A 26149-nucleotide genomic window follows, 5' to 3' on the forward strand; every position below is an offset into this window, starting at 1 on the left:
GGGAGGTAATCGCACATGGCAACGAAGCAATTAACATCGAAACAACGGCACAATGCCTACTTATTTTGGGCGGTAGTGGTCATCGCCACCAACGCGTTCGCAAAGAAGGTACAGATTCCCATGGTTACTAGCGTGGTAATCTGTATCACCGTCTTTGCCCTGTTTCGTCTGTTGTCATTGGATCGGCGGTTCCACCGGGTTTACAAAGCGTTCCGGAGCGCCAGTTCAATGCGGAATCAGGACGGGACATTTGATAACGAAAACTTGAACTCCAAAAAGGCTAAGTAAGCATGCAAGGTAAAAGGCCTGATCACTTCAAGTGAGGTGGTCAGGGCTTTTAGTATGGGCTTATTCAGCACTTTCAACCGCGGCGGGTGACTTCAAATCGTCGCTAGCCTGTGCACGGTGATGGTCAGCCCGGGCAATGGCGGCCCGAATGTTTACGGGGTGGCCCTCCTTCATCAGGTCATGGTACTCAGCGGTTGCCGTGAAGAGGAGGTCCGACGCGGAGTTGACTGCCGTTTCCACGGAGTCCTGGATCACCCCGATGATGAAGCCAATGGCGACCACCTGCATGGCAACATCATTGCTAATGCCAAACAAACTGGCGGCCATTGGGATGAGCAGCAGTGACCCACCGGCAATCCCGGAGGAACCGGTGGCGGAAACGGCGCTCAGCACGCACAAAATCAGCGCTAACGGGAAGGAGACGTGGATGCCCAAGGTGTTGGCTGCAGCCAGTGTCATAATTGAAACGGTGATGGCAGCCCCACCACTGTTGGCGGTACCCCCGAGCGCGATGGAGACGGCGTACGACTTTTCGTTGAGCCCCAGGTCAGCACACGCCTGCAGGTTGATCGGGATGTTTACCGCCGAGCTCCGGGTAAAGAACGCAGGGATTCCGGATACCTTCAGGGTCCATAAGACCAACGGGAAGGGGTTCTGGTGTGTCATCAGGAACACCATACCGGAGTAAACCACCAGGTAGGTAAACGCCATGGTGCCCACTAGGAGCAGCACGAGCTGCCCGTAACGCGCGATACCCGCCAGACCGGTTGTGGCGATGGAATTGTGGAGTAGACCGACAATCCCGAACGGAGCAAATTCAATGATGAACTGCGCGGCCCGTTCAATGGTTTGGGCAAAGTCAGCGATGACCTGCTTGGTGCCTTGGTGCGCGTGCCGTAAACCGAAGCCAATCACGAGGCCCCAGAAGAGAATGGTGAGGTAGCTGGCGTTGACGATGGCCGCAATGGGATTGCTGACGGCATTGGTGAGTAAGTTACTAATGACGCTGCCTAAGTCCTGTGGTGCTTTGGCAGCGATTTTAGTTGCCTGAGGGAAAATCAGGTGGATCTTGAAGATGTATGATGCACCCACCGCGGCTAGCGCCGCAATCAACGTTGCCCCCGCGTACAGGAGGACTACGGAGCTAAAGTGATTTTTCGCGCCCTGCTCGTACTTGGAAATGGCTGATAGGATCAGCATAAACACCAGTAGCGGGGCGATGGCCTTCAGGGCACCCACAAAGAGGCTACCGAGAATGTTAATGAAGGTCCATGATGGCACCGTGAGCCCCAAGATAGCCCCAATGATAATCCCAATTACGATCCGCATAATAAGCGGTACACTTTTATAGCGTTGAAACATGCCAATCCCTCCAACTCACCGCAATTTGTCTACGCAGTGTAGACATGTGTTTTTGATATGTGACCATTATGCCCGAACAACTCATGGTTGTCTAGTGCAAATCACAGATTAATTTCAGAAAGTTTGGTACTGATGGTGAGTGCGGGGCAAAGGTGCGGGTACTGGCGCACTGGTAAGGGTGGTGACGGTCAGGGTCCGCGCAGCTTCTCAAGGGATGTTTTCGTGTAACAAAAAAAACACGACCCGTGGGCCGTGTTTTTGGGATTGAATTAAACTTACTCTGTAATTAGCCGATGACCTGAACGGATGCGTACAGGATACCTGCGGAAGGAATTTGGCTACTTGGCATCGCAACATCCAACTGGTTAGGGTTGCTGTAAGCGAAGGAACCAGTATCATTAACCGTCCGGTACCAAACCGTACCGTTAGACAGGGTGATCTTCAACCGCGTGCCTTTGGGTAAACGGAGAGGTTAGCGGCGACACCACCGTAGCCCATGTTGGAACCCATGACGGCTGGGTCATAGAAACTCAGCTTCATCTGACGGCTACTACCAGTGGTAGTCGTGTTGCTACTGTTGTTGGCCGTTGTCGTGCTAGTAGTTGTTGCCGCCTGCGTCGTAGTGGTTGCGACGCTGGAAGCAGCGGAACTAGCGGCAGAAGGTGCTGCGGAGCTGGCTGCCGGTGCGGCTGAACTAGTAGCGGAACTGGCCACAGAGCTATTAGCGGAACTAGCTACGGAACTAGTAGCTGATGAGGTTGCAGCACTAGTAGCGGCGCTGGATGCGGCGCTAGTAGCAGTTGGAACCAAACTCAGCTTCTGGCCAACCGTCAACGTGTTAGCGTTGGCGAGGTGGTTGTAACTAACCAGGTTAGTCAGGGTCACGTTAAACTTTGCGGCGATGGCACTCAGCGTGTCACCACTCTGAACGGTGTAACTAGTAACGTTGGTTGTTGCAGCGGAACTAGCAACGCTGGTAGCGGCACTAGCTAACTGCAATTTCTGGCCGGTCAGAATAAAGTTGGCGTCCTTGATGTTGTTGGCATTAACCAACTTGCTGACGGTCGTCTTGTGGGTTGCGGCCAGCTGTGAGAGGGTATCCCCAGCCTGAACCGTGATGGTGTTATTATCGTTTGTTGCGGCGTGTACGTTGCTCTGCTGTGCCAACAATGTTGCAGGAACAATTGCGAACGCTGCGGAAACAATCCATTTCATATTAGCTGCTTTGATAATCATTCACTCCTAATTTCTTTGCCTGTGTTTATCAACTGTCTGCAGTATAGCTTCTGGGTGTGTCATGTAGACCGCAAGAAGGTTACAAATTGGGCTTGTTTTGCAACGTTGTAACTTGAATGCAACGAAACAGGTGTTACTTTTAAATGTAACCGTTTTTGTAGTATTAGGGTCGTAAATTGGTCTAAAAATTGCCCAAAAGCGGCAACATTTTGGTCATATTACGACAATGTTGCAGCTTTTGGGCGGTAGTACACACCTAAGTGAGGGCAAAATAGTTGAAATTAACGGCCAGATGGTGGATTGCGGGATCAATTGAGTACGATTGTGGTTACTTTGCATCGGCCATTGCCTAAAGTAATACGAGCGGACTGCTTGATCAGGTGCAATGACTTTGATTTCTAGACAAACAAAAGCCCCCGCGCCATTGCGCGGAGGCTTCACGTCGTTGGTCGACGACGTGGTTCCACCTGAATCATTCAAACACTAAGCATCACCCTTGGCAGCTTCTTCTGCGTTAGTCTTACGCAGCTTGACACTGTCGTTAACGTGGTGGCCTTCGTCAGCGTACTGCTGGTTACGCTTGAGCATCTGACGACGGTACCACAGGAAGAGTAGCAGGTATGCAGCCAGTGCGACGAAGAAGCCAATCAGCATCTTCATATCGCCACCTTGGCCTTTACCAAGCAGGTAGCCCAGGAATTGCTCCAAAGGACCTTCCTTAGTGGATTCAGCAATTTCTTGGTGGCCACCCAAGTTCTTAGGGAAGGCACCAACCTGCTTAGCCATCTTAGTAACGAATGGCGCGGACAGGGTACCAGCCACAGGAAGATAGGTAGTTCAATAGCACCAATAACGATCATCCGAATCAGACGACCACGGGTAACAACCAGCAGCGCTGGGGTAACACCCATGGCGATGATACCACCAAGTGGCAGGATACGGTTGCCTGGCAGAACCAGGGATTCGAGCAGCATGATTGGTGCAAGGACGTTGGCAGCAGCCCAAACTTCGGCACGGCCAGCGATGAATGGCCAGTCAAGACCGATGTTCAGAACACGGCCGTGGAGACGCTTGTTAGCCAGGTCGGTAACACCTTGGGACAGTGGTTCAACAGAAGCGATGAACCAGGAACCGATGATGGAGAACAGTTCCAGGCAGGCACCGGCAACGAACATCAGCGTGAAGATTTCCTTGACGCTCTGACGAGACATCAAGCCAATGAACACACCAAGGTAGCAACCAATGGCGAAACGGCTGCCCCAGAACCCGATCTTTTCGTTCAACTTGGCAGCGTCAAAGTCGAACTTGTCGAGCCATGGGAACAGGACGTCAAACAACTTGTTGAAGACCATGATCACAGGGTTCATCATGTAGTTCAAGTGGGTCGTGGTCATTGGGTTGTCCCAGTTGTCCAGCAAGTCGTTGAAGGTTGGCTTCATCAGGTCAGAGTTGAAGATCTTCATAACACCGATGAAGATAACCAGCAACGTAGCGGTCAGCAGGTTAGCACCAAAGAAGATGGCCATCAAACCCGTGAAGGACATGTGCCAAACATCGAAGATATCGACGTCCAGCGTGTCAGTTAGCTTCAAAGCCAACATAATCAAGTTGACGATCACCAACAGGGCCAGGAAGAACAGCGTGTATGGCGAGCCCCAAGTAATCGTGGCCAGTGGGGCCCAACCTAAGTCAGTAATACTGAGGTTGATCCCGGTGGACTTAACGAATGCTTGCAGCGCGGTACTGTACTCGCCGGTCAGCAAGTTGATGACGTCACTGATACCAGTCAACGCAATCGCTAACTTAATACCACCTTCGAGGGCCCGGGAGAACTTAACCCCGATGGCCCAGGCAATCAGCGTCAAGACGATTAACATCATAGGCGCAGCGCCGAGGTTGATGATAGGTTTGAAGATTACGTTCGACCAATGAATAATAAATTGCATAGGTACATCTCACCCCTTTGAGAATGTAACGCAGCGGTCAACTGCGATATTGCCGTGAAACCCAACAGAATAATATAGAAAGAAACTGCGCAGTTTTTTTAACTGCTAAATAAGTGGAACCCAGAATTAAATAAGTGCGCAGTGAAGGACTGCTGGGCAGTCCTTCACTAAATATTGATATGGGCGGGTGGGTTTTAGCTCAAACCTTCGCTCTTAATAATGCTCTCAACTTTATCAAAGACTGGCTTGCTCATGGCTGGCATCCGGTAGAGGATCGCACCGGCGTCAACAACTGGAATCTTTGGTGTGAAGGACATGTCGGTCTTCGCAATCTGTGCGTAAATGTCGTAGTGGCTCATCATGTCTTCGTTCAAGTCCTTGATCATAATAGCGTCGCACTTGACGTCGTAGCCACGCTTCTTCATTTCACTTTCCAAAGCGTCCTTAATCTGGTGGCTAGAGTTAACACCGGCACCGCAAGCTGCAAGAATCTTTACTGTCATGATAAATTCCTCCTAATTTGTTAGTTACCTATTATGGTGATTGTTACCCTTGGTTAAAGAATGTGTTCAGGAACGAGTAAATCGCGGCCCGATTGGTCTCGTTGAAGAAGTGTTGTAGGTCTTCAGCGGGCGTCGTGGTCAAGAAGCCCATGATCTCCGAGAGAACATTAGCCTGTCCGTCGGGATCGTTGTTCAAAATCATGAACAAGAAGGAAACGGGAAACTTGTCGGCCGGTTCGATCATATTGCCAAAGTCGACGGGCGTGACCAGTTTAATAGGAACAACCAACCGTACGTTGACGAAATTACCCTCAGTGTGCGGGATGGCGACGTTCGGGTAATCAGGATTGACGACAGACATGTCAATCCCGGTCGGGTAGTTCTGTTCCCGTTCCCATAGGTTCTTCAGAAATTCCGGCTTGACGTACTGTTTGGCCAGTAGTTGGTCGGAAACTTCCTTAAAGATACCTTCCTGCGTAGTCTGCTCAGTTACGAATACCGCCGTGGGATCGAAGAGCGTCTTGTTTGCTACATCGGGCATGCGGCATCACCTCCGTTAGTTTTTGTTCGTTTGTGTTTACCTGATTACACACGCAATTATATACAAGCGCTTTCAACAGTCAACCCTATAAAGCGCTTTTTTTTATAGCGATTACAAAAGCTACATTAAGGCATTGACAAGGCTTTCAACAGGTGATACTTTAACAGTGTACTTGGGATACAAACAAATACGAACACAAATGAACTAAGCGGAGGTGATGCGCGTGTGTTAAAACGACAACGTTTATTAACTATCCGTAACTTGGTTGACCGTAAAGGCATTGTCACTGTCAACGAAATCGGGGCGGCGTTGCACGTCTCCACGATGACGGTTCGCCGTGACTTGGCCGAATTGGCTGAGAACAACGCGGTGATTCGCGTTCACGGTGGCGCGCAGAGTCCCCGGTTAGCCCAGGAGCAAAGTCAGGAACTGACGCGACTCGAAAAACGTGAGTTACACGTGGACGAGAAGCGGCAGATTGCTGCCACGGCGGCGAGCCTGATTGAGCCCGGCGATACGGTCTTTATCGGCCCTGGGACTACCAACGAGTTTATCGCTAACTACCTATCTATTAGCGATGTGCGGATCGTAACCAACAGCCTGCCCGTTTTTGAAACCTGGAAGGGTCAGGCAGACCGTTACGAGCTGTGCCTGGTTGGGGGAACCTACCGTGATCATAGTGGTGCCTTTATTGGTAACTTGGCGGTGGAGATGTTGCAAAATCTCCGGAGCAACAAAGCGTTCGTTTCTGCGAACGGTGTTTGCGACGGGGTCATCAGCAATGCCAACGCCGACGAGGGTCAGGTACAGCGGCTAGCGTTAGCCAACGCCGGCAAGCGGTACATTCTGGCGGACCATTCCAAACTAGACACAGAAGACTTCTACGCCTTCTATAGTCTGGATGACGTCACCGCCTTGATTACGGATTCTGGGATCGATGCCGATCAGCGTGCTGACTACGGTCGGCACACGCAGGTATTGACCGCGAAGAAGTAAGTTGTAACTGTTAACAAATTTTTCTAAAGGAGATATGTCTGATGGATGTTGTAATTGGATCCGACAAAGCTGGTTTTGAACTCAAGGAAAAGGTTAAGCAGTACCTGCAGGACCACGACTATAACGTGATCGACGTCACCGAGAAGCCTGCTGCCGACTTTGTTGACTCCTCGTTGGCCGTCACCAAGCAGGTTTTGGACAACGGTGTGAAGAAGGCCATCATGTTCGATGAATATGGTGTTGGTAGTGCGATGGCAAGCAACAAGGTCAAGGGTATGGTGACCGCGAACGTCAACGAGGAGCGGACCGCACACATGACCGCGCTGCACAATGGTGCCAAAGCAATTGCATTGGGTTCCGGCATTGTTGGCGAGAAGCTAGCATACTCAATTGTTAAGCGGTACTTGGACACTGATTATGCTGGTGGCCGTCACAAGGTACGCCTGGACATGCTTGAAAAGATGATTTAGTTCATCGTTCTGATAATTTAATTCAGATAATTTTTAGGAGGAATACTCAATGTTTGAAAAAGATATGCCAGCACCAGAATTTGCGGATGTGAAGACCGATAAGCACACAATTATTGCGCTTGGTAATGACCACATTGTTACCGACCTGAAGACCCTGATCTCCGACTACCTAAAGGCTGAAGGTTACCAGGTGATTGACGAAGGTACTTATGACCACACGCGGACCCACTACCCAATCTACGGCAAGCGGGTTGCTGAAGACGTTGCCGATGGCCGCGCCGACCTGGGGATCGTTCTCTGTGGTACTGGGATTGGTATCAGTACCGCGGCGGACAAGAACGAAGGTATCCGCGCTGCTATGGTTGGTGACATTGCGCAGGCCGTTTACGCAAAGGAACAGTTGAACGCTAACGTCCTTGGCTTTGGTGGCATCGTGCTGGGCCGTGACTTCGTCTTCGACATTATCGACTACTACCTGAATGCTGAATACAAGCCATCCGACGAGAACAAGAAGCTGATCGACAAGATCGACAACATTGCTACGCCAAATCCTGACCAGAAGGACAACCCACACTTCTTCGATGAAGAAAACAAGAAGTGGTCTGAAGGCGTCTACCACGACTAAAGTTTCGGTGTGGAGAAGCAGCACGCATCACCCGTGCGGTGCTGGTTCACTCATCTGCACCACCAATCTTAACTAAACTCCTTAAAACTAAACCAAACGTAAAGTGCCCCAACCAGAGTCAGACGACCTGGTTGGGGCACTATTTGTGTGCATTAATGTTACTTCTTAAAAACGGCCAGCCGGGCCTTAGTTGCTACCTGCTTTTGGAGCAACTGGCCCTGCACGATGTGGCGATCCTCCTCACCGACCAGCGATGACGCGCAGGTGACCAACGTAATCAACTTTTTGCCCTTAACGTTGTCGATGTACTGGACCTGCATCTTGTACACGGTCTTGCTGAGGGTGACCTTGTAGGTGTACACGTGCTTCTTGTCGGTGATGTAGATACGCTCGCCCAACTTAATGTTGGTCAGGGGTGAGAACAGGATATGCTTGTTGACCATGTGGTGCCCCGCCAGCGCGTAGTTACCTTTGCCCATGTGCTGCTTGGCCTTCATGGTAGCGGCACCGACCGCCAAATTTTCGTTACTCAGTCCAGCCATGATGGGGAGATCAATTTTCACGCTGGGGATGGAGAGTAGACCGATGGGGTGGAGGTTCCGGTCAGTTGCTGCTTTGGTGACCGTACTGAGGCCTAATGCGTTGACCTGCTTAAAGTTGTAGCTGGCACGGTGACGTTGGTTACGCTTAATGTCGGTGCGGGTCAGCTTTTGTGCCGAGCTGTACTGATTTTGCGATAGTAAGTTAATGGTAAACACCTTGATTTGCTGGTTAAAGGTGAGTGCCAACCCCACTATGAGCAAAATTACGATTAAAACCCGCCAGAGCCATACATGCTGTCGCCCAGAACGTTGCTGCTTTGCCATCTTGGTCTCCTCCACCGGTGCGGACAGTTGCCCGACACTTACTATTTGTTAGCTAATACCGTCATTATAGCAACTCCTATTAAGAATAACAATATTGATGGCAGTGAGCAATGTCAAACCCCGTTGATTAGCCTACAAAAATAAAAATAAAAAAACTTTGCTCAAAACACTTGACCTGAAACGCGTTCGACAAATTACACTGTGTTTGCAAGGTTGAAAGGGGTTGCAACTACCGCGGGGTTGCCGTTCCGGCCTGCAGGAAATTAACTAACGGATTGAATCAAGGAGGAAATTATTATGCTGTCTCTACTGAAGAAGAAGAACGTTGTTGCGAACGTGGCGTTAGACGAAAACAACGAGTTGGCAGCCCTGAAGGCAATTGCAAACCGCGTGGCTGGTAAGTTGGATCTAGCCGAACAAGAATTGAAGAGCGGCTTTTTTTGCCAGCGGTGCGCAGGACGCGGTTATCATTGGCGATGAAGCGGTCATTCTCCGGGCAACTTCCTCAACATTGACCCACCCTGAAGCGGTTGTACTGAGTTTTGATTCACCGGTACAGTGGGGTGATGATAACAGTAGCGTCGATATTGCTATTGCCATTGTGCTACCGGTTAATGATGACAGCGCGTACCAGACGCTGCTTAATAACGCACGCGTCGCAATCAGCGATCACATTGATGAGTTGAATACGCTCAAGAGTAGTAACAGTGGTTTGAAGACATTATGGAAAGAAATTAACCGGTAATGACGGCCCTAATTAGGCTGGTGCATATTTGTGACAACCGGATAAACGATAAGCGTCAAACGTGACGCCCGTTACGTAACATGCGTAGCGGGGAGCTCATGGGTGGGTCGCCTCCCAGCCCTGGTTCCCCGGTGCGCATGTTATACTATTCCCTAGGACATTAAGAAGGAGAGGGCCATATTGACAACCATTCGTGACGTTGCGCGTATCAGCGGGTATTCGGTGTCCACCGTGTCGCGTGTCCTCAACCATAAAAATTACGTTTCCGACGGGGTACGGCGTAACATTCAGAAGGTGATCAACGACCTTGATTACGTGCCCAACGATGTAGCCCGGGATCTCAGCCGGGGAAGAACCAAAAATATTGGCGTGGTGGTCCCCAACGTGGAGCACCCGTACTACACCGACATTATTCGGGGTATCATGGCGGCAGCTTCGCGGCGGGGTACAACGTCCTGATGCTGCCATCACGCTATGAGCCCCAGGTGGAACACGGTTACCTGGACCAATTACGTCGTCGTGCCTTTGACGGTTTGATTTTTACTTCGCACACGATGCCGGTGGCGGATATGGTCCCCTACAAAAAGTATGGTGAAGTGGTGGTCTGCCACGACCCAGGCAGCATTGATATTAGCGCGGCCTACACGGAACGCGGACCATCATATCGAGCGGCGTTTCGCTGGATTCAGCGTCGGCACTACCATAACGTTGGCTGGTACTCCCGCGCGGTGTCGATATTAGCGCCACGAGCAGCGCCACCATCGTTGCTTACACACGCGTTTTCGGTACGGCGCCAGAACCGCGACTCGTGCGCACGGGGGTTATGTCGTACAGTGACGGTTACGCGGCGGCGGAGTATTACCACTCCCAGAATTTAGCCCCTGATTTTATATTTGCCAATGGCGATGACATTGCGGCGGGCATTTTGCAGTATTACCGGGACAACCATCTCCAAGCGCCCGCGTTGATGGGGCAGGAGAACCAGTTGTCTGGTCAGCTACTGGGCATACCGACCATTGATCATCACTTCCGGGATGTGGGGGCAGCGGCCTTACGGTTAGCCATTGGGGCGGCGTCCGGCCAATTCCCCGTCCATTCAGATTTTATCCCACGGTAGTGTTTCACGTGAAACACTGCTTTTTTTTATTGCCGTTCAATCATGGACGGTCCGCTAACGGTACTTGACCACCAGTCCCATCGCGACGGTATACAAAAAAAGTAACACCATCGCATGGGGGCGCTACCAGTGATTAACAAGCTATTAGCGCCATCAGGGGGATTGAATTATTTAGCCTTGACCTTTCTTAAAGACGGGATACAACGTGATGCCGGCGACGTAGTTGGACTCGCTGGAAGCAAGCCAGGCTGCGCCAGTAGCAATTTCCTCCGGCGTACCGATTCGATGCATGGGTACCATGTTGACGGTCTGGGCGTATTGATTGCGTAGGGCCAATGGCGTTGACGCGGATATTATCCTTAGCGTACTTCATGGCGATAGTTTGGGTAAAGAGCTTGACGCTCCCCGTAGCCGCCGCGTAGCTAGCGAAAGTTGGCCATGGTATGCGTTCGTGTACGGAGGACTGTTGGTAATGTTAGCTGGCTGGTGATGTGTTTTGAAGTAGGCAGTGCAGCCCGTGAGCCCAAGGGCACGCCAGTCTGGTCGACCGCGGGCACTTTGTTCTAGAGCGGTTTGCGGCAATTTGTCCACGCCATCCCCAGTGGAGACATCGGCTGGGGCCATGACACCTTCACCGCTAGTTGTGGCAATCGCAACTGCGCAGCCAGACTGATGATCTTCATGATTCGACGGATTTGCACGCATGATTTGTCAACAAAAAAACGGGCGCCATCCATTAAGGATGTCGCCCGTAATAATTACATACTAATCTTCAGGATTAACGTCTTTACTGTAGGCAGGACGCTTGATGAAGAGTGCGATGATGAAGCCGACGATGGTCAAGGCAACCGTGAAGTAGGCGCCGTAGTGCACACCGTTAGTGAACGCAGCAGCGGTACCATGACCACTGTATGCCGCTTCACCGATGCCTAGCAAACTAGTAGCCACGGCCGTAGCGATGGCACCGATGATCTGCTGCATGGTGTTCATGATGGTACTACCATCGGCAGACAGGGCGCCGGTCAAGGAGTTGAGGGCGTAAGTCTGGGATGGGGACATGGCCAGTGGGGCACCAATCATGATGATGACGTGGGCCGCAATGACGTAAGCAATGGAGCTAGTCGTCGAAGCGGTAGCCAGCATCACGGCACCAATAAAGGCGATGATGAAGCCAATCCGGGCCGGAGCCTTAGCACCAAAGCGGTCGTATAAGCGACCAGCAAGGGCGGAAACTAAGGCGTTGACCACCCCACCAGGTAACATGATGATCCCGGTTAACGCAACGACCAAACCTAAACCGTTCTGAATGTACATTGGCAATAGGTACATGGCGGAAAGGATGATCCCAAAGTCGATCATGACCAACAAGGCACCGGTAGTAAATGCAGGAATCTTGAAGGCACGCAGGTTCAGCACCGGCGTGTCGAGGTGTAACTGACGGTGAGCATAGAAGCCCAGAACGATTACCCCAATAACGAGGGCAACGAGCACAACGGGTGAACCCCAGCCACGAGAGCTGGCGGAACTAACACCGAAGACAATGGCTGAGAAACCAATGACGGATTCAGCCATCGATAGGAAGTCAGCTTTAGGCTTAGTGATGTTACCAACGTTTTTGAGGCTGGTGAAGGCAAAAATCAAGCCAACGGCCAATACGGGGACAAAGACCCAGAAGATCCAGTTCCAGGACAACTTGGCGAGGATGATCCCGGTCAAAGTGGGTCCAATTGCTGGGGCGAACATGATGACTAACGCGTTGGTCCCCATAGCCGCTCCCAACTTGTGGGGTGGGAAAATGGACATGGCCACCGTAAACATCAGGGGCAGGATGATCCCGGTCCCGATACCCTGAATCAATCGACCCACCAGTAGCACCGGAAAGACGCTAGCGGTAGCAGCAATGACGGCACCGACGATAAAGTCGGCCAGGCCAAAGATGATTAGCTGACGGGTGGTAAACCACTTAGTCAGAAAGCTTGAGAACGGTAGCACGATCCCGATGACCAACATGTAACCAGTGACGAGCCACTGAATCGTGGCGGTGCTGACGTTGAGACTCTTCATGAGGCTTGGCAGGGCAATGTTTAGGGACGTTTCACTGAACATCCCGATAAAGGCACCAACACATGCTGACCATTGCGAGCATGGGGTGGCGCACGTCAACGCGGGCTTTATCCAGGTTGACGGCAGTACTTGATACTTGTTCCATTGGTAATGCTCCTCCTCTGACGCACAAAAAAATAGCGGTCCGGTAACGACCAGGCTGCTAGTCTATACGCTTGATCAAAATAGCGGCACTAATACCAATAGACGCGCGGGGCGCATATATATCCCGAATAGACTGCTGGTGTCGCCCCCTGTGGCATAGCCGTGATCAAAATCAACGGCTATACGCGACGACACCCACGCAATTGGTGATGGTGCGTTTCAACAATTGGTTATGTTAACAGAAAAAGAACGTTTGTGTAAGTGTTTTTTTGAAAATGTCTTGGCAAAGCGGCTGCTTCTGGAAACGCTGATAGCGCTTTCCTAAAGAAATCAAGGCTTTTTAGCTGATTTGAAAGTTGAAAATAGCCTGTCAGGCGGATTGACCGCTACTAATCATGAGCGGACAAAAATAACCCGGATGCATGCAGGCATCCGGGCAAGACTAACATTATTTTAAACGAAGGGGTGATAAACCAGTTCGATTACGCCTTTGCGGGTAGCAAAGTTCACGTGCTCTAATTCTTGGGTCAGAATTTTATTGTATTCAGCCAAGACATCGCCGGGTAAGGGGGTGCAACCGTGTAACTGCTTAATCAGATCTGCGGGGGTCAGCGCGCTATCCAGGTCGGCAAAAATCGCTAGTTTACCCACCACGTCAGCCAGTAGGTCTGACATGGCTGCATCGGGTTTGCCACTGGGATCGGTGATAACGAGTTCGTGTTGGCTCACGGGCCGGTGGTTGACCTGCAATAACTTGAGTGCCTGAAAAACGTTCATGATGGTTGCCCTCCTACGGCATAACTTAACCCCTATCTTAGGCGAAAACGGGGTGACTGACAATCACTAAGGACTATCAGCATCAAGAGAAATTATTTCCCGGGAAATAATTGGCCCACATCAGTCATGGCCACCACCCGGTGCGTTCAGGTGATGGCCACTGTTAGTAGTCAAGGTAATTGGCAGTATTATGCTGTTAAGCCCGGTTCAGGTACCGCTTAAGGAAGTCCCGGGTGGCGGCTTCACGCGGGTGCTCAAAGATTTGTGCTGGCGTGCCCTGCTCACCAACAACGCCATCATGCATGAAGATGACCGTGTCAGAGACATCACGGGCAAAAGCCATTTCGTGAGTGACGACGATCATGGTGAGGCCGGTGCTGGCTAGGTCCTTCATGGCGGCGAGCACGTCGTCCACCATTTCTGGGTCTAGCGCGCTGGTTGGCTCGTCGAACAGCAGCATTTCTGGGTCCATCGCTACGGAACGCGCAATAGCGACCCGCTGCTTCTGGCCCCCGGAGAGTTGGGCGGGCTTGGCGTTGACGAAGGGCCCCATATTCATTTGCTGGAGGATCTCCATGCCGTGCTTTTTGGCTGCACCTTTGTCACGCTTCAGGACCGTGACTTGGGGTACCACCACGTTGTCGAGCACGGACAGGTTATTGAATAGGTTGAAGTTTTGGAACACCATTCCTACCTTGGTGCGGTAACGGATGAGGTCGAAGTTATCAGCGAGAACATTCTCGCCGTGAAACAGAATTTGGCCGCTGGTTGGTGGCTCTAGTAGGTTGAGCCCACGCAACAGGGTGGACTTACCGGACCCTGAACGACCGATGATAGTTAACACTTCACCCTTAGTGACGGCGAGGTTGATGTCTTTTAGCACCTCGTGGTTGCCGAACCGCTTCTGCAGGTTGCGTACTTCTAGCAAAGCTGATTCCGTCATTATTCAGCATCTCCTTCCGTATCCTTAATGGATGGCGTCTCCACCTGCATCTGGTTGTTCATCACGTTGTAGTTTTTGGGCCCATCGAGGTGTTTTTCGATGAGACGGAAGAGCCGTGAGATGGTAAACGTCATGATTAGATAGATGCCACACACGATCAGGTAGGTGTGGAAGAACTGGAAGCTTTGCCCCGAAATGGTTTCGGCGGTAAAGAACAGTTCGGACACACTGATGATGGACAGCACCGAAGTGTCCTTGATATTAACGATAAATTCGTTGGTCACGGCTGGCAAACTGTTGCGGATGGCTTGTGGCAGGATGACTTTGGTCATGGTTTGCCAATGGGTGAAGCCGAGCGCGTGGGCCGCTTCGAACTGGCCCTCGTCCACGGAAATAATCCCGCCACGGATGATTTCGGAAATGTAGGCCCCGGTGTTGATCGATACAATGACCAGGGCGGCAACGGTCCGGTCCATATTGACCCCAAAGGCCTGGGCAGCCCCGTAGTAAAGTACGGCCGCCTGAACAATCATTGGTGTGCCCCGGAAGACCTCAATGTAGACGGATAACAGCCAGTTGATGATAGCCATCAAGCCCCGCTGGGCGGGCTTTTTTTGCACGGGGAATGGTCCGGACGATGCCGACTAGCAGGCCAATGATGAACCCAACGAGCGTACCAATTAACGCTAACAGCAATGTCATCCCGGTCCCGCGCAGTAGCATAGCACCATACTGCTTAAGAATGTTCGTGAACCAATTGCCACTCGAATTGGTGACGGGCTGATCCTTGACGGCCTGAGTCATCATGTGGTTCCGTTCCTTGGTGGAAATTCCCGCCAAAACTTGATTGATCTTGGCTTCATTAGGGTCCTGTTTGCGCAGGCCGATGGCGAGGTCGGTGTCACTTGCATCCGTTTTGAAGCCTTTGTTCTTGGCAAAGTGGATGTAGGTGAGCTTGTTATTGGCGTGCTCTGCTGTGATCCCTTCCGGAATTTCGGAGACGTACCCGTCAATGGTACCGGATTCCAGCGCAACCCGCATGGCCGGAAAGTCATCCATGGCGGATTGACGCTTAACGCCCTTGATCTGCTTGATGGCGGTGTAGTGGTAGGTGGATAGTTGTGCGGTTAGCTTGGCGCCTTTAAAGTCCGATAACTTAGTGGCGTGGGCGTACTTGGAATCTTTGCGTACAACAATAGTTAGTTTAGATGCGTAGTAAGTGTTACTGAAGTCGATCGACTTGCGCCGGGCTGGTGTGGGGGACATACCGGCGATGATAGCGTCAATCTTGCCGGAGGTTAATGACGGTAACAGTCCGTCCCACTTTGTCTTAACGACGATGGGCTTTTTGCCTAACGCACGGGCAATCTTCTTGCCCATCTGTACGTCATACCCATTGGCCCAGAGTTTTGAACCCTGGATTCTTACGGCGCCGTGTTTACTAGAGTTTTGTGTCCAGTTAAAGGGTGCGTACCCGGCCTCCATACCAATTTTGTAATACTGACTACTGCTGGCGGCACTTACTTGGTGACTAGGCGCGGTGACCCACAGCCCGGTCAGTATCAGTGCGCTCACAATTGCGAACCAAACTTTCTTCATTGGTGTTCTCCCTTCATCTGACTACCGTGGCTAACGGTCGATCAAGCTACGCGTTGGGCGCGGCCCACATACCGTGAGGGGAAACAGGGGTATGAAAAAGACCCATTGAATTGAATGAACAACTCAATGGGCCCGCTAATCTCACTATATAAGTAGTAAAACCAACAATCATAGCGCTCCTTGCCAGTGGCAAGACAGTCCGGCGACTTTCGTCGACCGGCCCAACGACAGTTGCTGCGGAGCAACTGTCGTTTCGGCGGGGTTGCTTTCAACTAGAGTCATCGTATCCGCTACTCGTCTAGCTGTGGTCGTCCCCGCGACCTCTATTTCGTCGTGGTATATATCATGTTGCCTCTAAAATTACCCGGTTTTACGCAACCTGTCAAGACGTGTCTGCCCCTCTCCGCGCCAATGTTGGGTAGTGATGGAATGAGTATCGGTGGATTAGGGATGACTAAAAATGCTGTACCCCTTTGTGGGTATGGTGTTGCGCATTTTGCCCTTTAGGCAAACAAAGTAAACAAAATTCGAAAAAAATTTTTTTTGAGCTTTTGGTTGCTATTAGTGACTTTTCATGAAACACAAGTTGGTTTTGTCAAGAAAGGGCTTGCAAAACGTGCCCTATCTGCGCATACTTAACACTGTTAAGAAAACCCCTTACATTTCGAGTTTAGTAGCAATTGTACATTATTTAGGTAAACCTAAAGTGTGGGGCTTTCTAAATAAATATATTTTGGGAGGCGAAACAATGGTCGGAATCATTCTAGCCAGCCACGGCGAATTCGCTGCAGGCATCAAGCAGTCTGGTGAAATGATCTTCGGTGAGCAGGACAAGGTCGAAGTTGTCACGTTCAAGAACGGCGAAAGTCCTGACGATCTGAAGCAACATCTTCTAGATGCTACGACTAAGTTCGACCCCGAAGACGACGTACTGTTTCTGATTGATTTGTGGGGTGGCTCACCATTCAATCAGGCAAGCGGAATCTTTGAGGAACACAAGGACAAGTGGGCAATCGTTACTGGCCTGAACCTACCGATGCTGATTGAAGCATACGGTTCTCGTTTGACGATGAACTCCGCTCACGAACTGGCCGCACATCTAGTTGCCGCTGGACGCGATGGTGTCAAGGTTAAGCCAGAAGCCCTCGAACCGAAGCCAAAGGCCGCACCTGCTGCTAAGAAGCACGCAGCTGCATTGCCTGAAGGCACGGTTGTCGGTGATGGTAAGATCAAGCTTGTGCTCGCACGTGTCGACTCACGTCTGTTGCATGGGCAAGTTGCAACGACTTGGACCAAGACTACTGGCCCGAACCGGATTATCGTTGTTTCTGATGGTGTCGCAAAAGACAAGTTACGTAAGACCATGATTGTGGAGGCCGCACCGCCTGGGGTTAAGGCAAACGTCGTTCCTATTAAGAAGTTCATCGACGTTTGCAAAGATCCTCGGTTCGGTAACACGAAGGCGTTGATTCTGTTTGAAACTCCTGAGGATGCACTGGAAGTTGTCAATGCGGGTGTTGATATTCCAACCCTGAACATTGGTTCCATGGCGCACTCGGAAGGTAAGACGGTTATCAACAAGGTTCTCTCGGTTGACCAAAAGGATGTTGACGCATTTAAGGCATTGCGGGACAAGGGCGTTAAGTTCGATGTTCGCAAGGTGCCTGCTGACAGCCCTGAGAACTTGGGTAACTTGCTTAAGAAAGCGGGATTTGACTTTTAATCGACGCGTCTTCGCGTCCGCAATTATATAAGGAGGACCACAATGTCATTTATTTCTGTTATTGGGATCCTAATCGTGTCATTCCTTGCTGGTATGGAAGGTATCTTGGACGAATTCGATTTCCATCAGCCAATTTTGGCTTGCCCGTTGATCGGTCTGGTATCTGGCCACCCAGCTGAAGGTTTGGCATTAGGTGGGTCTCTCCAATTGATCGCCTTGGGCTGGATGAACATTGGTGCCGCTGTTGCACCTGACGCCGCCCTGGCATCCGTTGCCGCTGCAATCCTGGTATGTGTTAAGGGTACCAGTGTTTCCAACGGTGTCGCGTTGGCCATTCCACTGGCTGTTGCCGGTTTGGTTCTGACCATTATCGTTCGTACCATTGCAACCTTCTTGGCTCATGGTGCTGACGGTGCTGGTAAGCGCGGTTCATTTGCTGGTGTTTACGCATTCCACTTTATCGCTTTGGCCCTGCAGGGTCTGCGTATCGCGATTCCTGCAGCCTGATCGTTGCCGTACCAACTCACGTTGTGACTGACTTGCTGGCAGCTTTGCCAGACGTTGTCACCAACGGTTTGAAAGTCGGTGGTGGTATGATCGTTGCCGTTGGGTACGCCATGGTTATCAACATGATGGCTACGCCTGCTCTGTGGCCATGGTTCTTCCTGGGCTTTGCCTTGGCTGCACTATCCGAAATTACTCTGATCGGTATGGGTATTATCGGTGTTGTTATGGCCCTGCTGTTCCTGCAGGTTGACCCAGAATTCAACAAGACGTCCGGCGGTTCTTCATCTAGTGATGGCGGCGACCCAATCGACGACATCCTGAATGATTACTAGGAAGGGAGGAAATAATAATGGCTAATGAAATTAAGTTAACTAAAACAGACCGTTTCTGGGTCTTCTGGAACAGTCAATTCCTCCAGGCTTCCTGGAACTACGAACGTATGCAGAACGTTGGCTGGGCCTTTGCCCTCGCACCAGCGCTGAAGAAGTTGTACAAGACTAAGGAAGACCGTGCCGCTGCTTTGAAGCGTCACCTGGAATTCTTTAACACGCACCCATACCTGGTTGCACCTATTCTTGGTGTTGAAATGTCTCTGGAAGAAAGTCGTGCTAACGGGGCTCCTGTTACCGACCAAACCATCCAGGGTGTTAAAGTTGGTATGATGGGCCCTCTGGCCGGTGTTGGTGACCCAGTGTTCTGGGCGACCGCTCGTCCTATCCTCGGTGCCTTCACGGCGTCATTTGCCTTGTCTGGTAGCTGGCTTGGTCCAATCCTGTTCTTCGTTGTATGGCAGATTATCCGTATGGGTTTCCTGTGGTTCACGCAAGAAATGGGTTACAAGCAAGGTGAAGCGATCACTAACGACGTTTCTGGTGGTTTGCTGCAGAAGATCACTGTTGGTGCTTCTGTCCTAGGTATGTTCATCATGGGTGTCCTAGTTCCTCGTTGGATGACCATGAACTTCCCAGCCGTTGTTTCTAACGTTAAGGTTGACAAGGACGCGCAGGTTAACTTCCAGCCAGTCATCAATGCCGCTAACCACGGTCACCTGACTGTTGGCAAGATTCGCGCTGTCATTGCTTCCGTTAACGCTGGTAACTCCGTCACGCCAACAAAGACTACCACTCTTGGTGATATCTTTGATGAATTGACTCCAGGTCTGATGCCTTTGCTGCTCACCCTGGTATGTGTATGGTTGCTACGGAAGAAAGTTAGTCCAATCGTTATCATTCTGGGACTGTTCGTTGTTGGTATTCTGGCCTACTGGGCAGGTATCCTCGGCGCATAATCTCGTCAATGTGCTATTGAACGACAGAATCGGCAATAGGCCGGTTCTGTTTTTATTTTCACGAGGTTTGTTATAATCAGGGCATAATTATTAATAGTTGCTGTCGATGAGGAGGAAACATCATGGTGGAAGTCGAAATATTAAACCATACCGCGGAGGGGACCTTTAAAGTCAATTCCATGGTGAGTGCCAGTGACCCTAAACCGGGTTTTCTGATTTTGGGTGACGGGGGGCTCGAGTTCCGTGCTGATAGTGGGCATGGGTACATCATGATTCCTTGGGCCAACATCAAACGGGTGCGCGCACAGGTCTACATGAAGACGCACATACGTGGCTTCTTTATTGATGTTGACGACGGGCGCAGCTTCAACTTTGTAGCCAGCAAAGCCGTGGAGGCGCTGCGAATCATGCGGGACCACCTAGGTAGCGCCAAACTCGTCAAGGCGGCGACGTTGACTGGGACCATGAACAAGCGGTTCCACAATCTGTGGCAGAACGTCACCAAGCGGTTTGGCCGTAAAGAAAATAAATAGTCCTGAGCGACAAACAGGCCACCGGGTGCGACGACGTATACGTCGCCAACATCCGGTGGCCTGTTTATGCCTGCAGAAAGGCGTGGATCAAACTGTAGAAACGGTCAGTGTCCTCAATGTAGGACATATGGTTGGCATGCGCAACCAAGCGTAGGTGGGCATCCGGAATGCCTGCGGCGAGGTGCCGTGCTGCCCGGAGGTGGATGTCACCTTGGGCGCCCGCCAAGATGAGGTGGGTGCGCTGACCCGCGCCAGCTGTTCATTGGTAATGTGGCCCCACATTTGTAGTCCCAGTTTCTTCCGCGGACGGGAGAAGTAGTCGGCCGCCAAGGCGATACGCTTGCGTAGCCGCAGGTCACGTGGTTGGGTGTGGACACCTGCCAGGATCAACCGGCCAATGATGGTAGGATGCGCGCTGGCGACCAAGAGGGCACTGATACCACCGTCACCAACACCAATGACGGTGGGTGCGCGCAGGTTCAATGTTTGGATAAAGTCCCTGACATCCGTGGCCATTAACTGATAACTAATGTAATCCGTGGTGCTACTTTGGCCGTGGTCGCGTGCGTCCAACGCGTACACCGTGAAGTTTGGCGCCAGCTGGGGAATGAGGTCTGCAAAGATGGCGTGGCTAGTGCCGTTACCGTGTAACAGGATCAGCGGGTGTCCGTGTCCATGCTGGGTATAGTAAAGTGTCGTGTGGTTGACTGTTAGATACATGTTGCTCCTCCTTGCGCCATTATTTCCCGGGAAATAATTATCGGTGTGTTTGTGGTGGGTGATTTTTGCGACTCACCGGTCTTACCGGTATAATAGTAACAGAACAGCACCTAATGGAGGGCCGATTATGGCTAAGAAAATACTTGTGGTTGATGATGAAAAACCGATTTCGGATATCGTCAAGTTTAATTTGAACAAAGAAGGTTTTGACGTTGTTACCGCGTTTGATGGTGAAGCGGCGTTACAGCAGTTTGCTGATGAAAAGCCTGATCTCATCCTACTGGACTTAATGCTACCAAAGATCGATGGTTTGGAAGTCGCCCGGCGGATTCGTAAGGACAGCGATGTGCCGATTATTATGCTGACGGCCAAGGACAGCGAGATCGATAAGGTGCTCGGTCTTGAACTTGGTGCCGACGATTATGTCACGAAGCCGTTCTCCAACCGGGAACTGGTCGCCCGCGTGAAGGCCAACTTACGGCGCCAGAATTCAACGCCAGCACCAACCGAGCAGGAAGAGGAAAACAAGGATATTCAAGTGGGTGACCTGGTCATTAAGCCAGAAGCCTACACGGTGAATAAGCGTGGTGAAAACATTGAACTCACCCACCGTGAGTTTGAATTGTTGCACTACCTCGCCCGGCACCAGGGGCAAGTCATGACCCGTGAGCACTTGTTGCAGACGGTGTGGGGCTACGACTACTTTGGTGATGTCCGCACGGTCGACGTCACGGTGCGGCGGCTTCGCGAAAAGATTGAGGACACTCCTAGTCATCCCGATTGGTTGATGACACGTCGGGGTGTGGGTTATTACTTACGGAGTCCAGAATCTGATCAGGGGTAAGTGGCCGGCATGAATAAAAAGATCCGGTTTTTCCATTCGATTCACTTCAAAATTGCGCTCGTGTTCATCCTTGTAGTCGTCGTGACTGTCGAGGTGATCGGGGCGTATTTTGTCAAACAGCTAGAGCAACAGAATATCGATAGTTTTAAGTCGCAGATTACGATTGAGACCTACGTTGAAGACAAGGTGATCAATGCCCTCGAGGAAAGTAACACCACGAAGGCTGACCGCCAAATTCGTAATGCCTTAAATGAATCAAGCATTGTGAACTCCGCGGATATCCAGGTGGTGGACGCGAAGGGAGTTTTGCGTGGTGACAGTAACGTTAACTCCCAGACGGTCATTGGGCAAAAAAAATGGGTCCACTCAGGTTAAGAACACCCTGTATACGGGCCAAAACTACGAGGGGTTTACGAAGGCGGGCGGGTCGTCCTACTACGTAAAAATTACGCCGCTCAAGAGCAGTAACTCAACTGGTGACGATAACAGTGTTATTGGTGCCATCTACATCCGGGCCAACATGGATTCGGTCTACGACAACATTAGCTCGATCACCCGTATTTTCTTTATTGCCAGCATGGTGGCGGTCTTGTTAGGCATCTTTATCGCCATTGTCATTAGCCGGGCAATTACCCGGCCAATCGACGCCATGAAGCGGCAGGCTAGCCGCATGGCCCAGGGCGACTATTCCGGGCAGGTGCGGGTATACAGCCAAGATGAGTTAGGGCAGTTGGCCATTGCGGTCAACGACCTGTCCGTGCGTGTGGAGGAAGCCCAGGAAGCCAGTGAGGCCGAACGCCGGCGGCTGGATAGCGTGCTGGCGCACATGACCGATGGGGTGATTGCCACCGACCGTCGGGGTAACGTCATTATCATCAACGAAACCGCCCTCGAGTTCTTGAACATCAAGAATGAGGACGCTATTGGCATGTCGATTCTACGGATGCTCAAGATCAACAAAGAATACACTTTACGTGACCTACTGGATAGCCAGACGGAATTGCTCCTGAACATGGAGACCGAGGATCACCAGGAAATGATCCTGCGCGCGGACTTTTCCATGATTCAGCGGGAGACTGGCTTCATCAGTGGGTTGGTCGTGGTGCTACACGACGTTACCGAGCAGCAAAAGAACGAACGCGAACGGCGTCAGTTCGTGTCGAACGTGAGTCACGAACTGCGGACGCCGCTCACCTCGGTGCGTAGCTACATTGAGGCCCTGAACGACGGGGCATGGCAGGACCCCAAGCTGGCCCCAAAGTTTCTCAAGGTGACCCAGGATGAAACCGACCGCATGATCCGGATGATCAACGACTTGCTGTCGCTGTCCCGTCTGGACATGGGGACCAGCAAGATGGACATTGAAACCATCAACTTAAATGAGTTCTTCAACTACATCCTGAATCGCTTTGACATGATGTTGCAGACCGATAATGAGCACGCGGGTGATTCCCGGCACGCCCTGTTGGATGACCAGGGTCAGCCGCACAAGCATTACACCATCAAGCGGGAGATCACCAAGCGCAGCCTGTGGGTCGATGTGGACCAGGACAAGTTTATGCAAGTGGTGGACAACATCATGAACAACGCGATCAAGTACTCACCTGATGGGGGTACCATCACGGCCCGGCTGGTCGAAACGAATAACCACGTGATTCTTTCAATTAGCGACCAGGGGTTGGGAATCCCCGCCAAAGATATTAACCACGTCTTTGAGCGGTTCTATCGTGTCGACAAGGCGCGGTCCCGGAAGCAGGGTGGTACGGGTCTCGGCCTGGCCATCAGTAAGGAAGTTATTGAGGCAATGGGCGGCCGCATCTGGGTCGACTCGGTAGAAGGCAAAGGCAGTACCTTCTACATTTCCCTACCGTATGAAGATATTGCTGACGGGGGGGATGACTGGGATGAAGCTTAGAAGCCTAATATTACGACTTTGTTTGACCGGCCTGGTTGCCATTAGTCTCCTGTTGACGTGGTTTATTTGGTACAACCCGTCCAACTTTGCCCGCCAGCAAAGCAGTAACGTTACCGTACAGAAGGCCACTAAGACCACCAACGAGGCGGTCGAACGGAACACCTTTCTCCCTACGGAGGCCCTCTGGCAAGGAAGTAACCAAAAGTATCAGCTCATCGCTAAGGGGAATGGCGTGCCGGCTCAGGCGCGGACTAAACTTGCCAAGTGGCAAGTCACCAAAGTGGGACCGGTGAAGCAGCTATCGGTCAACGCGTACAATCACCTCCTGACGTTACCGCAGTCGCTGCAACTAACATATCAGGGCAGTGTTTCTTGGTCACTGATTCGTACGCTCCTGTTTAAGCGCACGACCAAGGCGGCCGCCAACTACGTCTTTGACCGCATCGTCTTTGATACGCGGAACCAGCGGACGTACCTAGTCAACGACTACCACGAAACGGTGCGGCCGCTATCGATCAAGCAGCCTAATTACGGGGCGATAGCGGACCTGCTCGGGGATGCTACTACCAAGTATGCGGTCACTGAGCAGCGTTTTGACCACCACGAGGTCGCGTTGCTGGACCAAAGCATTGCGGTCACACCGCAAACCTATTTGATCGATAAGCAAAGCGCCACGCATTACATTGCACTACTGATGACGGATAACACGTCGACCAGTGCGGTGGACACCAAGCAAATAGGTAACCAGACCGTTTACACTGTGAACAGTAACCAGCGGCTGGCGGTCGACAAGAATGATAGCTTGATGCAGTACGAGGACTTCGCGGCCGCGGCCCCAGCGACCAGCTACCGTGGGGTGTTACGCGCGGCGTTCACTTCGTTATCGAGCCTGAGCTTTGCTAGCAAGCAGGGCATCCGCTACTTTGGGTATAATACGCAGGAAAATGCGGTCACCTTCCGGACATACGTGCGCGGGGTGCCCGTCTTTAACCAGACATCCAACGGCACCGTGCGCGTGGTACACAACACGAGCAGTAAGCGTATCGAGTTTTCCGGTAGTAACCTGGAGGCGGCGATTCCCACTAGCCAAACGGCAGTGAAGCTGCCAGCTGGGCAGGACGTACTGAATAAATTGGCCAGCATGGGTGCCCAGCCGAGTGACATTGATGACTTGACGGTGGCGTATAAGTGGGAGCGCGATACGAACAGCGGCCTGGTGGTGAACCTAACGCCAACGTATTACGTTAATATTAACGGCACGTTTGTGGACTATAACGATTTGTTGAGTGGCAAAGTAGCATTGTCAACGCTTATTAATTCGGACAACTAGGGGGGATACCAATGGACTTTCGACGCATCGAGTGGATTTTACTGGTCGTCTTTTTGTGCATGGATATTTTCCTCGGGTGGAGCTTGGCCCAGAACCGGCAGGTGTTTATGTCCACTACAGCCACCGGCGCCACGACCGAAACGTTGTCGGAAATGAAGCGGGACCAGATTTCACTGCCGTCACTCAGCAAGACGAATAGTCGTGGTTCGTACCTGGCCGGTAATAGTGATAATAAGGTGCTACAAAACAGTACTGCTGACCGGGTGCGGGAGAGCAACACGGAGACGACGGTGAAGACTACTAACGGCGTGGAACAACTCACCGCTAAGTTGAAGACCCCCTTGGCATTAGGCCACAAAGGGATTGCAGCGCAGGTTCGTAAGTTTGTGACGGATACCAACAATGTTTGGCGTGGTAACCAGTATGAATTTGAAGCGGACATGAGTAGCAGAACCAACTACGTCTTTTGTCAGAAAACTCAGTACGGGGTGATTGTCGATGGCCACGGGCGGCTGGCAGTCAGCGTGCGCGACCACAAGATCACGGGGTACACGCAGACTTACGTGACCAACGTGAAGACGATGCACCACGCGCAGAAGTTGATCAGCGCGCGGGAAGCGGTGTTGACGCTGTACCGGGATAATGAAATTGTGAATAATTCGTCGGTTACGTGGACCAAGCTGGGGTACACGGAGCTACTAACGACGAAGGGCACCACGGTGTATATTCCGACGTGGTCCGTGGGCATTTCGAGTAAAAACTCGAAGAACGTGACCGTGCATAAAGTTAACGCGATGAGTAAAGCCGTCATTAAGGAACGTTAAGCCAAAATCCATTCGCGGTGTTTCACGTGAAACACTTGGGGAATGGATTTTTTTTGTGTGTGGATGGTTAGCCGTTATTTAGCTGTTTGAATTTGGAACTGGCGACTGCACTATGGCTTGCCACACTGCGCCCGGTTCGTGCTAGCCCGGTACGGGCGTGAGGCGCACAGCGCAGTCATGGGCACCCCCAGCTAGCGTGCGCGAGCAGGGTTAGAAAGGGTGCCAAGACCGCTATTGCGAACC

24 protein-coding genes, 6 pseudogenes and 1 riboswitch are annotated in these 26149 nt (G+C 51.5%); of the genes and pseudogenes, 17 read left to right on the plus strand and 13 right to left on the minus strand.

Translation table 11 applies throughout. From position 1 onward, the window contains the following. Positions 1–15: 15 nt before the first annotated feature. The gene (locus JCM13996_RS05910) at positions 16–288 is read left to right on the plus strand and encodes a hypothetical protein (protein WP_054750408.1); all 273 of its coding nucleotides are present in this window, start codon (positions 16–18) and stop codon (positions 286–288) included. A 60-nt stretch (positions 289–348) separates the two neighbouring features. Here JCM13996_RS05910 and sstT read toward each other — a convergent pair whose 3' ends face one another. From sstT to JCM13996_RS05935, 6 genes and pseudogenes are all read right to left on the minus strand, one after another. Next, a complete protein-coding gene (sstT, locus tag JCM13996_RS05915; protein WP_054750410.1) occupies positions 349–1650 on the minus strand; it encodes a serine/threonine transporter SstT in 1302 nt (433 codons plus the stop codon). 286 nt (positions 1651–1936) lie between these two features. Further along, positions 1937–2095, minus strand: a complete 159-nt coding sequence (locus JCM13996_RS13170) for a hypothetical protein (protein WP_439646472.1) — start codon at positions 2093–2095, stop codon at positions 1937–1939. Beyond that, a complete protein-coding gene (locus JCM13996_RS13175; RefSeq protein ID WP_439646473.1) occupies positions 2092–2865 on the minus strand; it encodes a LysM peptidoglycan-binding domain-containing protein in 774 nt (257 codons plus the stop codon). Before JCM13996_RS13175 ends, JCM13996_RS13170 begins: the two co-directional genes overlap by 4 nt. A gap of 504 nt (positions 2866–3369) precedes the next feature. Continuing rightward, a pseudogene (locus JCM13996_RS05925) lies at positions 3370–4832 on the minus strand (PTS galactitol transporter subunit IIC). 194 nt (positions 4833–5026) lie between these two features. After that, entirely contained in the window at positions 5027–5335 is a 309-nt protein-coding gene (locus JCM13996_RS05930) for a PTS sugar transporter subunit IIB (RefSeq protein WP_054750414.1), read from the minus strand. Between the two features lie 43 nt (positions 5336–5378). Further along, the gene (locus tag JCM13996_RS05935) at positions 5379–5876 is read right to left on the minus strand and encodes a PTS sugar transporter subunit IIA (protein WP_054750417.1); all 498 of its coding nucleotides are present in this window, start codon (positions 5874–5876) and stop codon (positions 5379–5381) included. Between the two features lie 225 nt (positions 5877–6101). Between JCM13996_RS05935 and JCM13996_RS05940 the strand changes: the two genes are divergently transcribed. The 3 genes from JCM13996_RS05940 to lacB are packed head-to-tail and all read left to right on the plus strand — an operon-like array spanning position 6102 to position 7967. After that, entirely contained in the window at positions 6102–6872 is a 771-nt protein-coding gene (locus tag JCM13996_RS05940; protein WP_054750419.1) for a DeoR/GlpR family DNA-binding transcription regulator, read from the plus strand. Positions 6873–6913: 41 nt separating this feature from the next. Continuing rightward, positions 6914–7342, plus strand: a complete 429-nt coding sequence (gene lacA, locus JCM13996_RS05945; protein WP_054750421.1) for a galactose-6-phosphate isomerase subunit LacA — start codon at positions 6914–6916, stop codon at positions 7340–7342. Positions 7343–7391: 49 nt separating this feature from the next. Beyond that, complete coding sequence (lacB, locus tag JCM13996_RS05950) at positions 7392–7967, plus strand: galactose-6-phosphate isomerase subunit LacB (RefSeq protein WP_054750423.1); 576 nt, start codon at positions 7392–7394, stop codon at positions 7965–7967. Between the two features lie 158 nt (positions 7968–8125). On the opposite strand, the gene JCM13996_RS05955 is transcribed toward lacB, so the two are convergent. Next, the gene (locus JCM13996_RS05955; RefSeq protein ID WP_054750425.1) at positions 8126–8833 is read right to left on the minus strand and encodes a class A sortase; all 708 of its coding nucleotides are present in this window, start codon (positions 8831–8833) and stop codon (positions 8126–8128) included. Between the two features lie 297 nt (positions 8834–9130). Here JCM13996_RS05955 and JCM13996_RS05960 point away from each other — a divergent pair, with 297 nt between their 5' ends. The 5 genes from JCM13996_RS05960 (at position 9131) to JCM13996_RS11760 (ending at position 10695) form a co-directional block, all read left to right on the plus strand. Continuing rightward, positions 9131–9313 (plus strand): hypothetical protein, encoded by a 183-nt coding sequence (locus JCM13996_RS05960; protein ID WP_054750427.1) that lies wholly within the window; start codon positions 9131–9133, stop codon positions 9311–9313. A 31-nt stretch (positions 9314–9344) separates the two neighbouring features. Next, positions 9345–9578, plus strand: a complete 234-nt coding sequence (locus tag JCM13996_RS05965; RefSeq protein ID WP_054750429.1) for a hypothetical protein — start codon at positions 9345–9347, stop codon at positions 9576–9578. A 180-nt stretch (positions 9579–9758) separates the two neighbouring features. Further along, entirely contained in the window at positions 9759–10037 is a 279-nt protein-coding gene (locus JCM13996_RS11750) for a LacI family DNA-binding transcriptional regulator (protein ID WP_225353500.1), read from the plus strand. Then, a complete protein-coding gene (locus JCM13996_RS11755) occupies positions 10037–10456 on the plus strand; it encodes a type 1 periplasmic-binding domain-containing protein (RefSeq protein ID WP_263848875.1) in 420 nt (139 codons plus the stop codon). The genes JCM13996_RS11750 and JCM13996_RS11755 overlap by 1 nt, the downstream gene beginning before the upstream one ends. After that, positions 10402–10695 (plus strand): type 1 periplasmic-binding domain-containing protein, encoded by a 294-nt coding sequence (locus JCM13996_RS11760; RefSeq protein WP_225353501.1) that lies wholly within the window; start codon positions 10402–10404, stop codon positions 10693–10695. Before JCM13996_RS11755 ends, JCM13996_RS11760 begins: the two co-directional genes overlap by 55 nt. A 171-nt stretch (positions 10696–10866) precedes the next feature. Here JCM13996_RS11760 and JCM13996_RS10860 read toward each other — a convergent pair. From JCM13996_RS10860 to JCM13996_RS05995, 5 genes and pseudogenes are all read right to left on the minus strand, one after another. Next, a pseudogene (locus JCM13996_RS10860) lies at positions 10867–11258 on the minus strand (SDR family oxidoreductase); the annotation flags it as partial. 202 nt (positions 11259–11460) lie between these two features. Then, positions 11461–12904 (minus strand): annotated as a pseudogene (locus tag JCM13996_RS05980) (DHA2 family efflux MFS transporter permease subunit). Positions 12905–13356: 452 nt separating this feature from the next. Continuing rightward, a complete protein-coding gene (locus JCM13996_RS05985; protein WP_054750433.1) occupies positions 13357–13680 on the minus strand; it encodes a hypothetical protein in 324 nt (107 codons plus the stop codon). 196 nt (positions 13681–13876) lie between these two features. Then, positions 13877–14623 (minus strand): amino acid ABC transporter ATP-binding protein, encoded by a 747-nt coding sequence (locus JCM13996_RS05990; protein ID WP_054750434.1) that lies wholly within the window; start codon positions 14621–14623, stop codon positions 13877–13879. Continuing rightward, positions 14623–16222: pseudogene (locus tag JCM13996_RS05995) on the minus strand (ABC transporter permease subunit). The gene JCM13996_RS05990 and the pseudogene JCM13996_RS05995 overlap by 1 nt, the downstream one beginning before the upstream one ends. A 163-nt stretch (positions 16223–16385) precedes the next feature. Then, positions 16386–16556: riboswitch (Lysine riboswitch) on the minus strand. A 414-nt stretch (positions 16557–16970) separates the two neighbouring features. Between JCM13996_RS05995 and JCM13996_RS06000 the strand changes: the two are divergent. From JCM13996_RS06000 to JCM13996_RS06015, 4 genes and pseudogenes are all read left to right on the plus strand, one after another. Next, positions 16971–17945, plus strand: a complete 975-nt coding sequence (locus JCM13996_RS06000) for a mannose/fructose/sorbose PTS transporter subunit IIB (RefSeq protein ID WP_054750436.1) — start codon at positions 16971–16973, stop codon at positions 17943–17945. Positions 17946–17987: 42 nt separating this feature from the next. Continuing rightward, a pseudogene (locus JCM13996_RS06005) lies at positions 17988–18784 on the plus strand (PTS mannose/fructose/sorbose transporter subunit IIC). Positions 18785–18801: 17 nt separating this feature from the next. After that, positions 18802–19740, plus strand: a complete 939-nt coding sequence (locus JCM13996_RS06010) for a PTS system mannose/fructose/sorbose family transporter subunit IID (protein WP_054750438.1) — start codon at positions 18802–18804, stop codon at positions 19738–19740. 122 nt (positions 19741–19862) lie between these two features. After that, positions 19863–20273: a DUF956 family protein gene (locus JCM13996_RS06015; protein WP_054750440.1), complete on the plus strand. Its 411-nt coding sequence runs from the start codon at positions 19863–19865 to the stop codon at positions 20271–20273. 87 nt (positions 20274–20360) lie between these two features. Here the strand turns inward: JCM13996_RS06015 and JCM13996_RS06020 are convergent, their stop codons facing one another. Further along, positions 20361–20993 carry an alpha/beta fold hydrolase gene (locus tag JCM13996_RS06020; RefSeq protein WP_054750442.1) on the minus strand — a complete coding sequence of 211 codons (633 nt, stop codon included), beginning with the start codon at positions 20991–20993 and terminating at the stop codon, positions 20361–20363. 127 nt (positions 20994–21120) lie between these two features. Here JCM13996_RS06020 and yycF point away from each other — a divergent pair, with 127 nt between their 5' ends. The 4 genes and pseudogenes from yycF (at position 21121) to JCM13996_RS06040 (ending at position 25906) form a co-directional block, all read left to right on the plus strand. Further along, positions 21121–21837 carry a response regulator YycF gene (gene yycF / locus JCM13996_RS06025; RefSeq protein WP_054750444.1) on the plus strand — a complete coding sequence of 239 codons (717 nt, stop codon included), beginning with the start codon at positions 21121–21123 and terminating at the stop codon, positions 21835–21837. Positions 21838–21846: 9 nt separating this feature from the next. Then, a pseudogene (walK, locus tag JCM13996_RS06030) lies at positions 21847–23752 on the plus strand (cell wall metabolism sensor histidine kinase WalK). Then, positions 23742–25082, plus strand: a complete 1341-nt coding sequence (locus tag JCM13996_RS06035) for a YycH family regulatory protein (RefSeq protein WP_162205188.1) — start codon at positions 23742–23744, stop codon at positions 25080–25082. Before walK ends, JCM13996_RS06035 begins: the two are co-directional and overlap by 11 nt. An 11-nt stretch (positions 25083–25093) precedes the next feature. Beyond that, positions 25094–25906, plus strand: a complete 813-nt coding sequence (locus JCM13996_RS06040; RefSeq protein WP_054750448.1) for a two-component system regulatory protein YycI — start codon at positions 25094–25096, stop codon at positions 25904–25906. Positions 25907–26149: the final 243 nt, after the last annotated feature.

Origin of the sequence: Lacticaseibacillus thailandensis DSM 22698 = JCM 13996, assembly GCF_001312865.1 — a bacterium.
Classification (GTDB): Bacteria; Bacillota; Bacilli; order Lactobacillales; family Lactobacillaceae; genus Lacticaseibacillus; species Lacticaseibacillus thailandensis.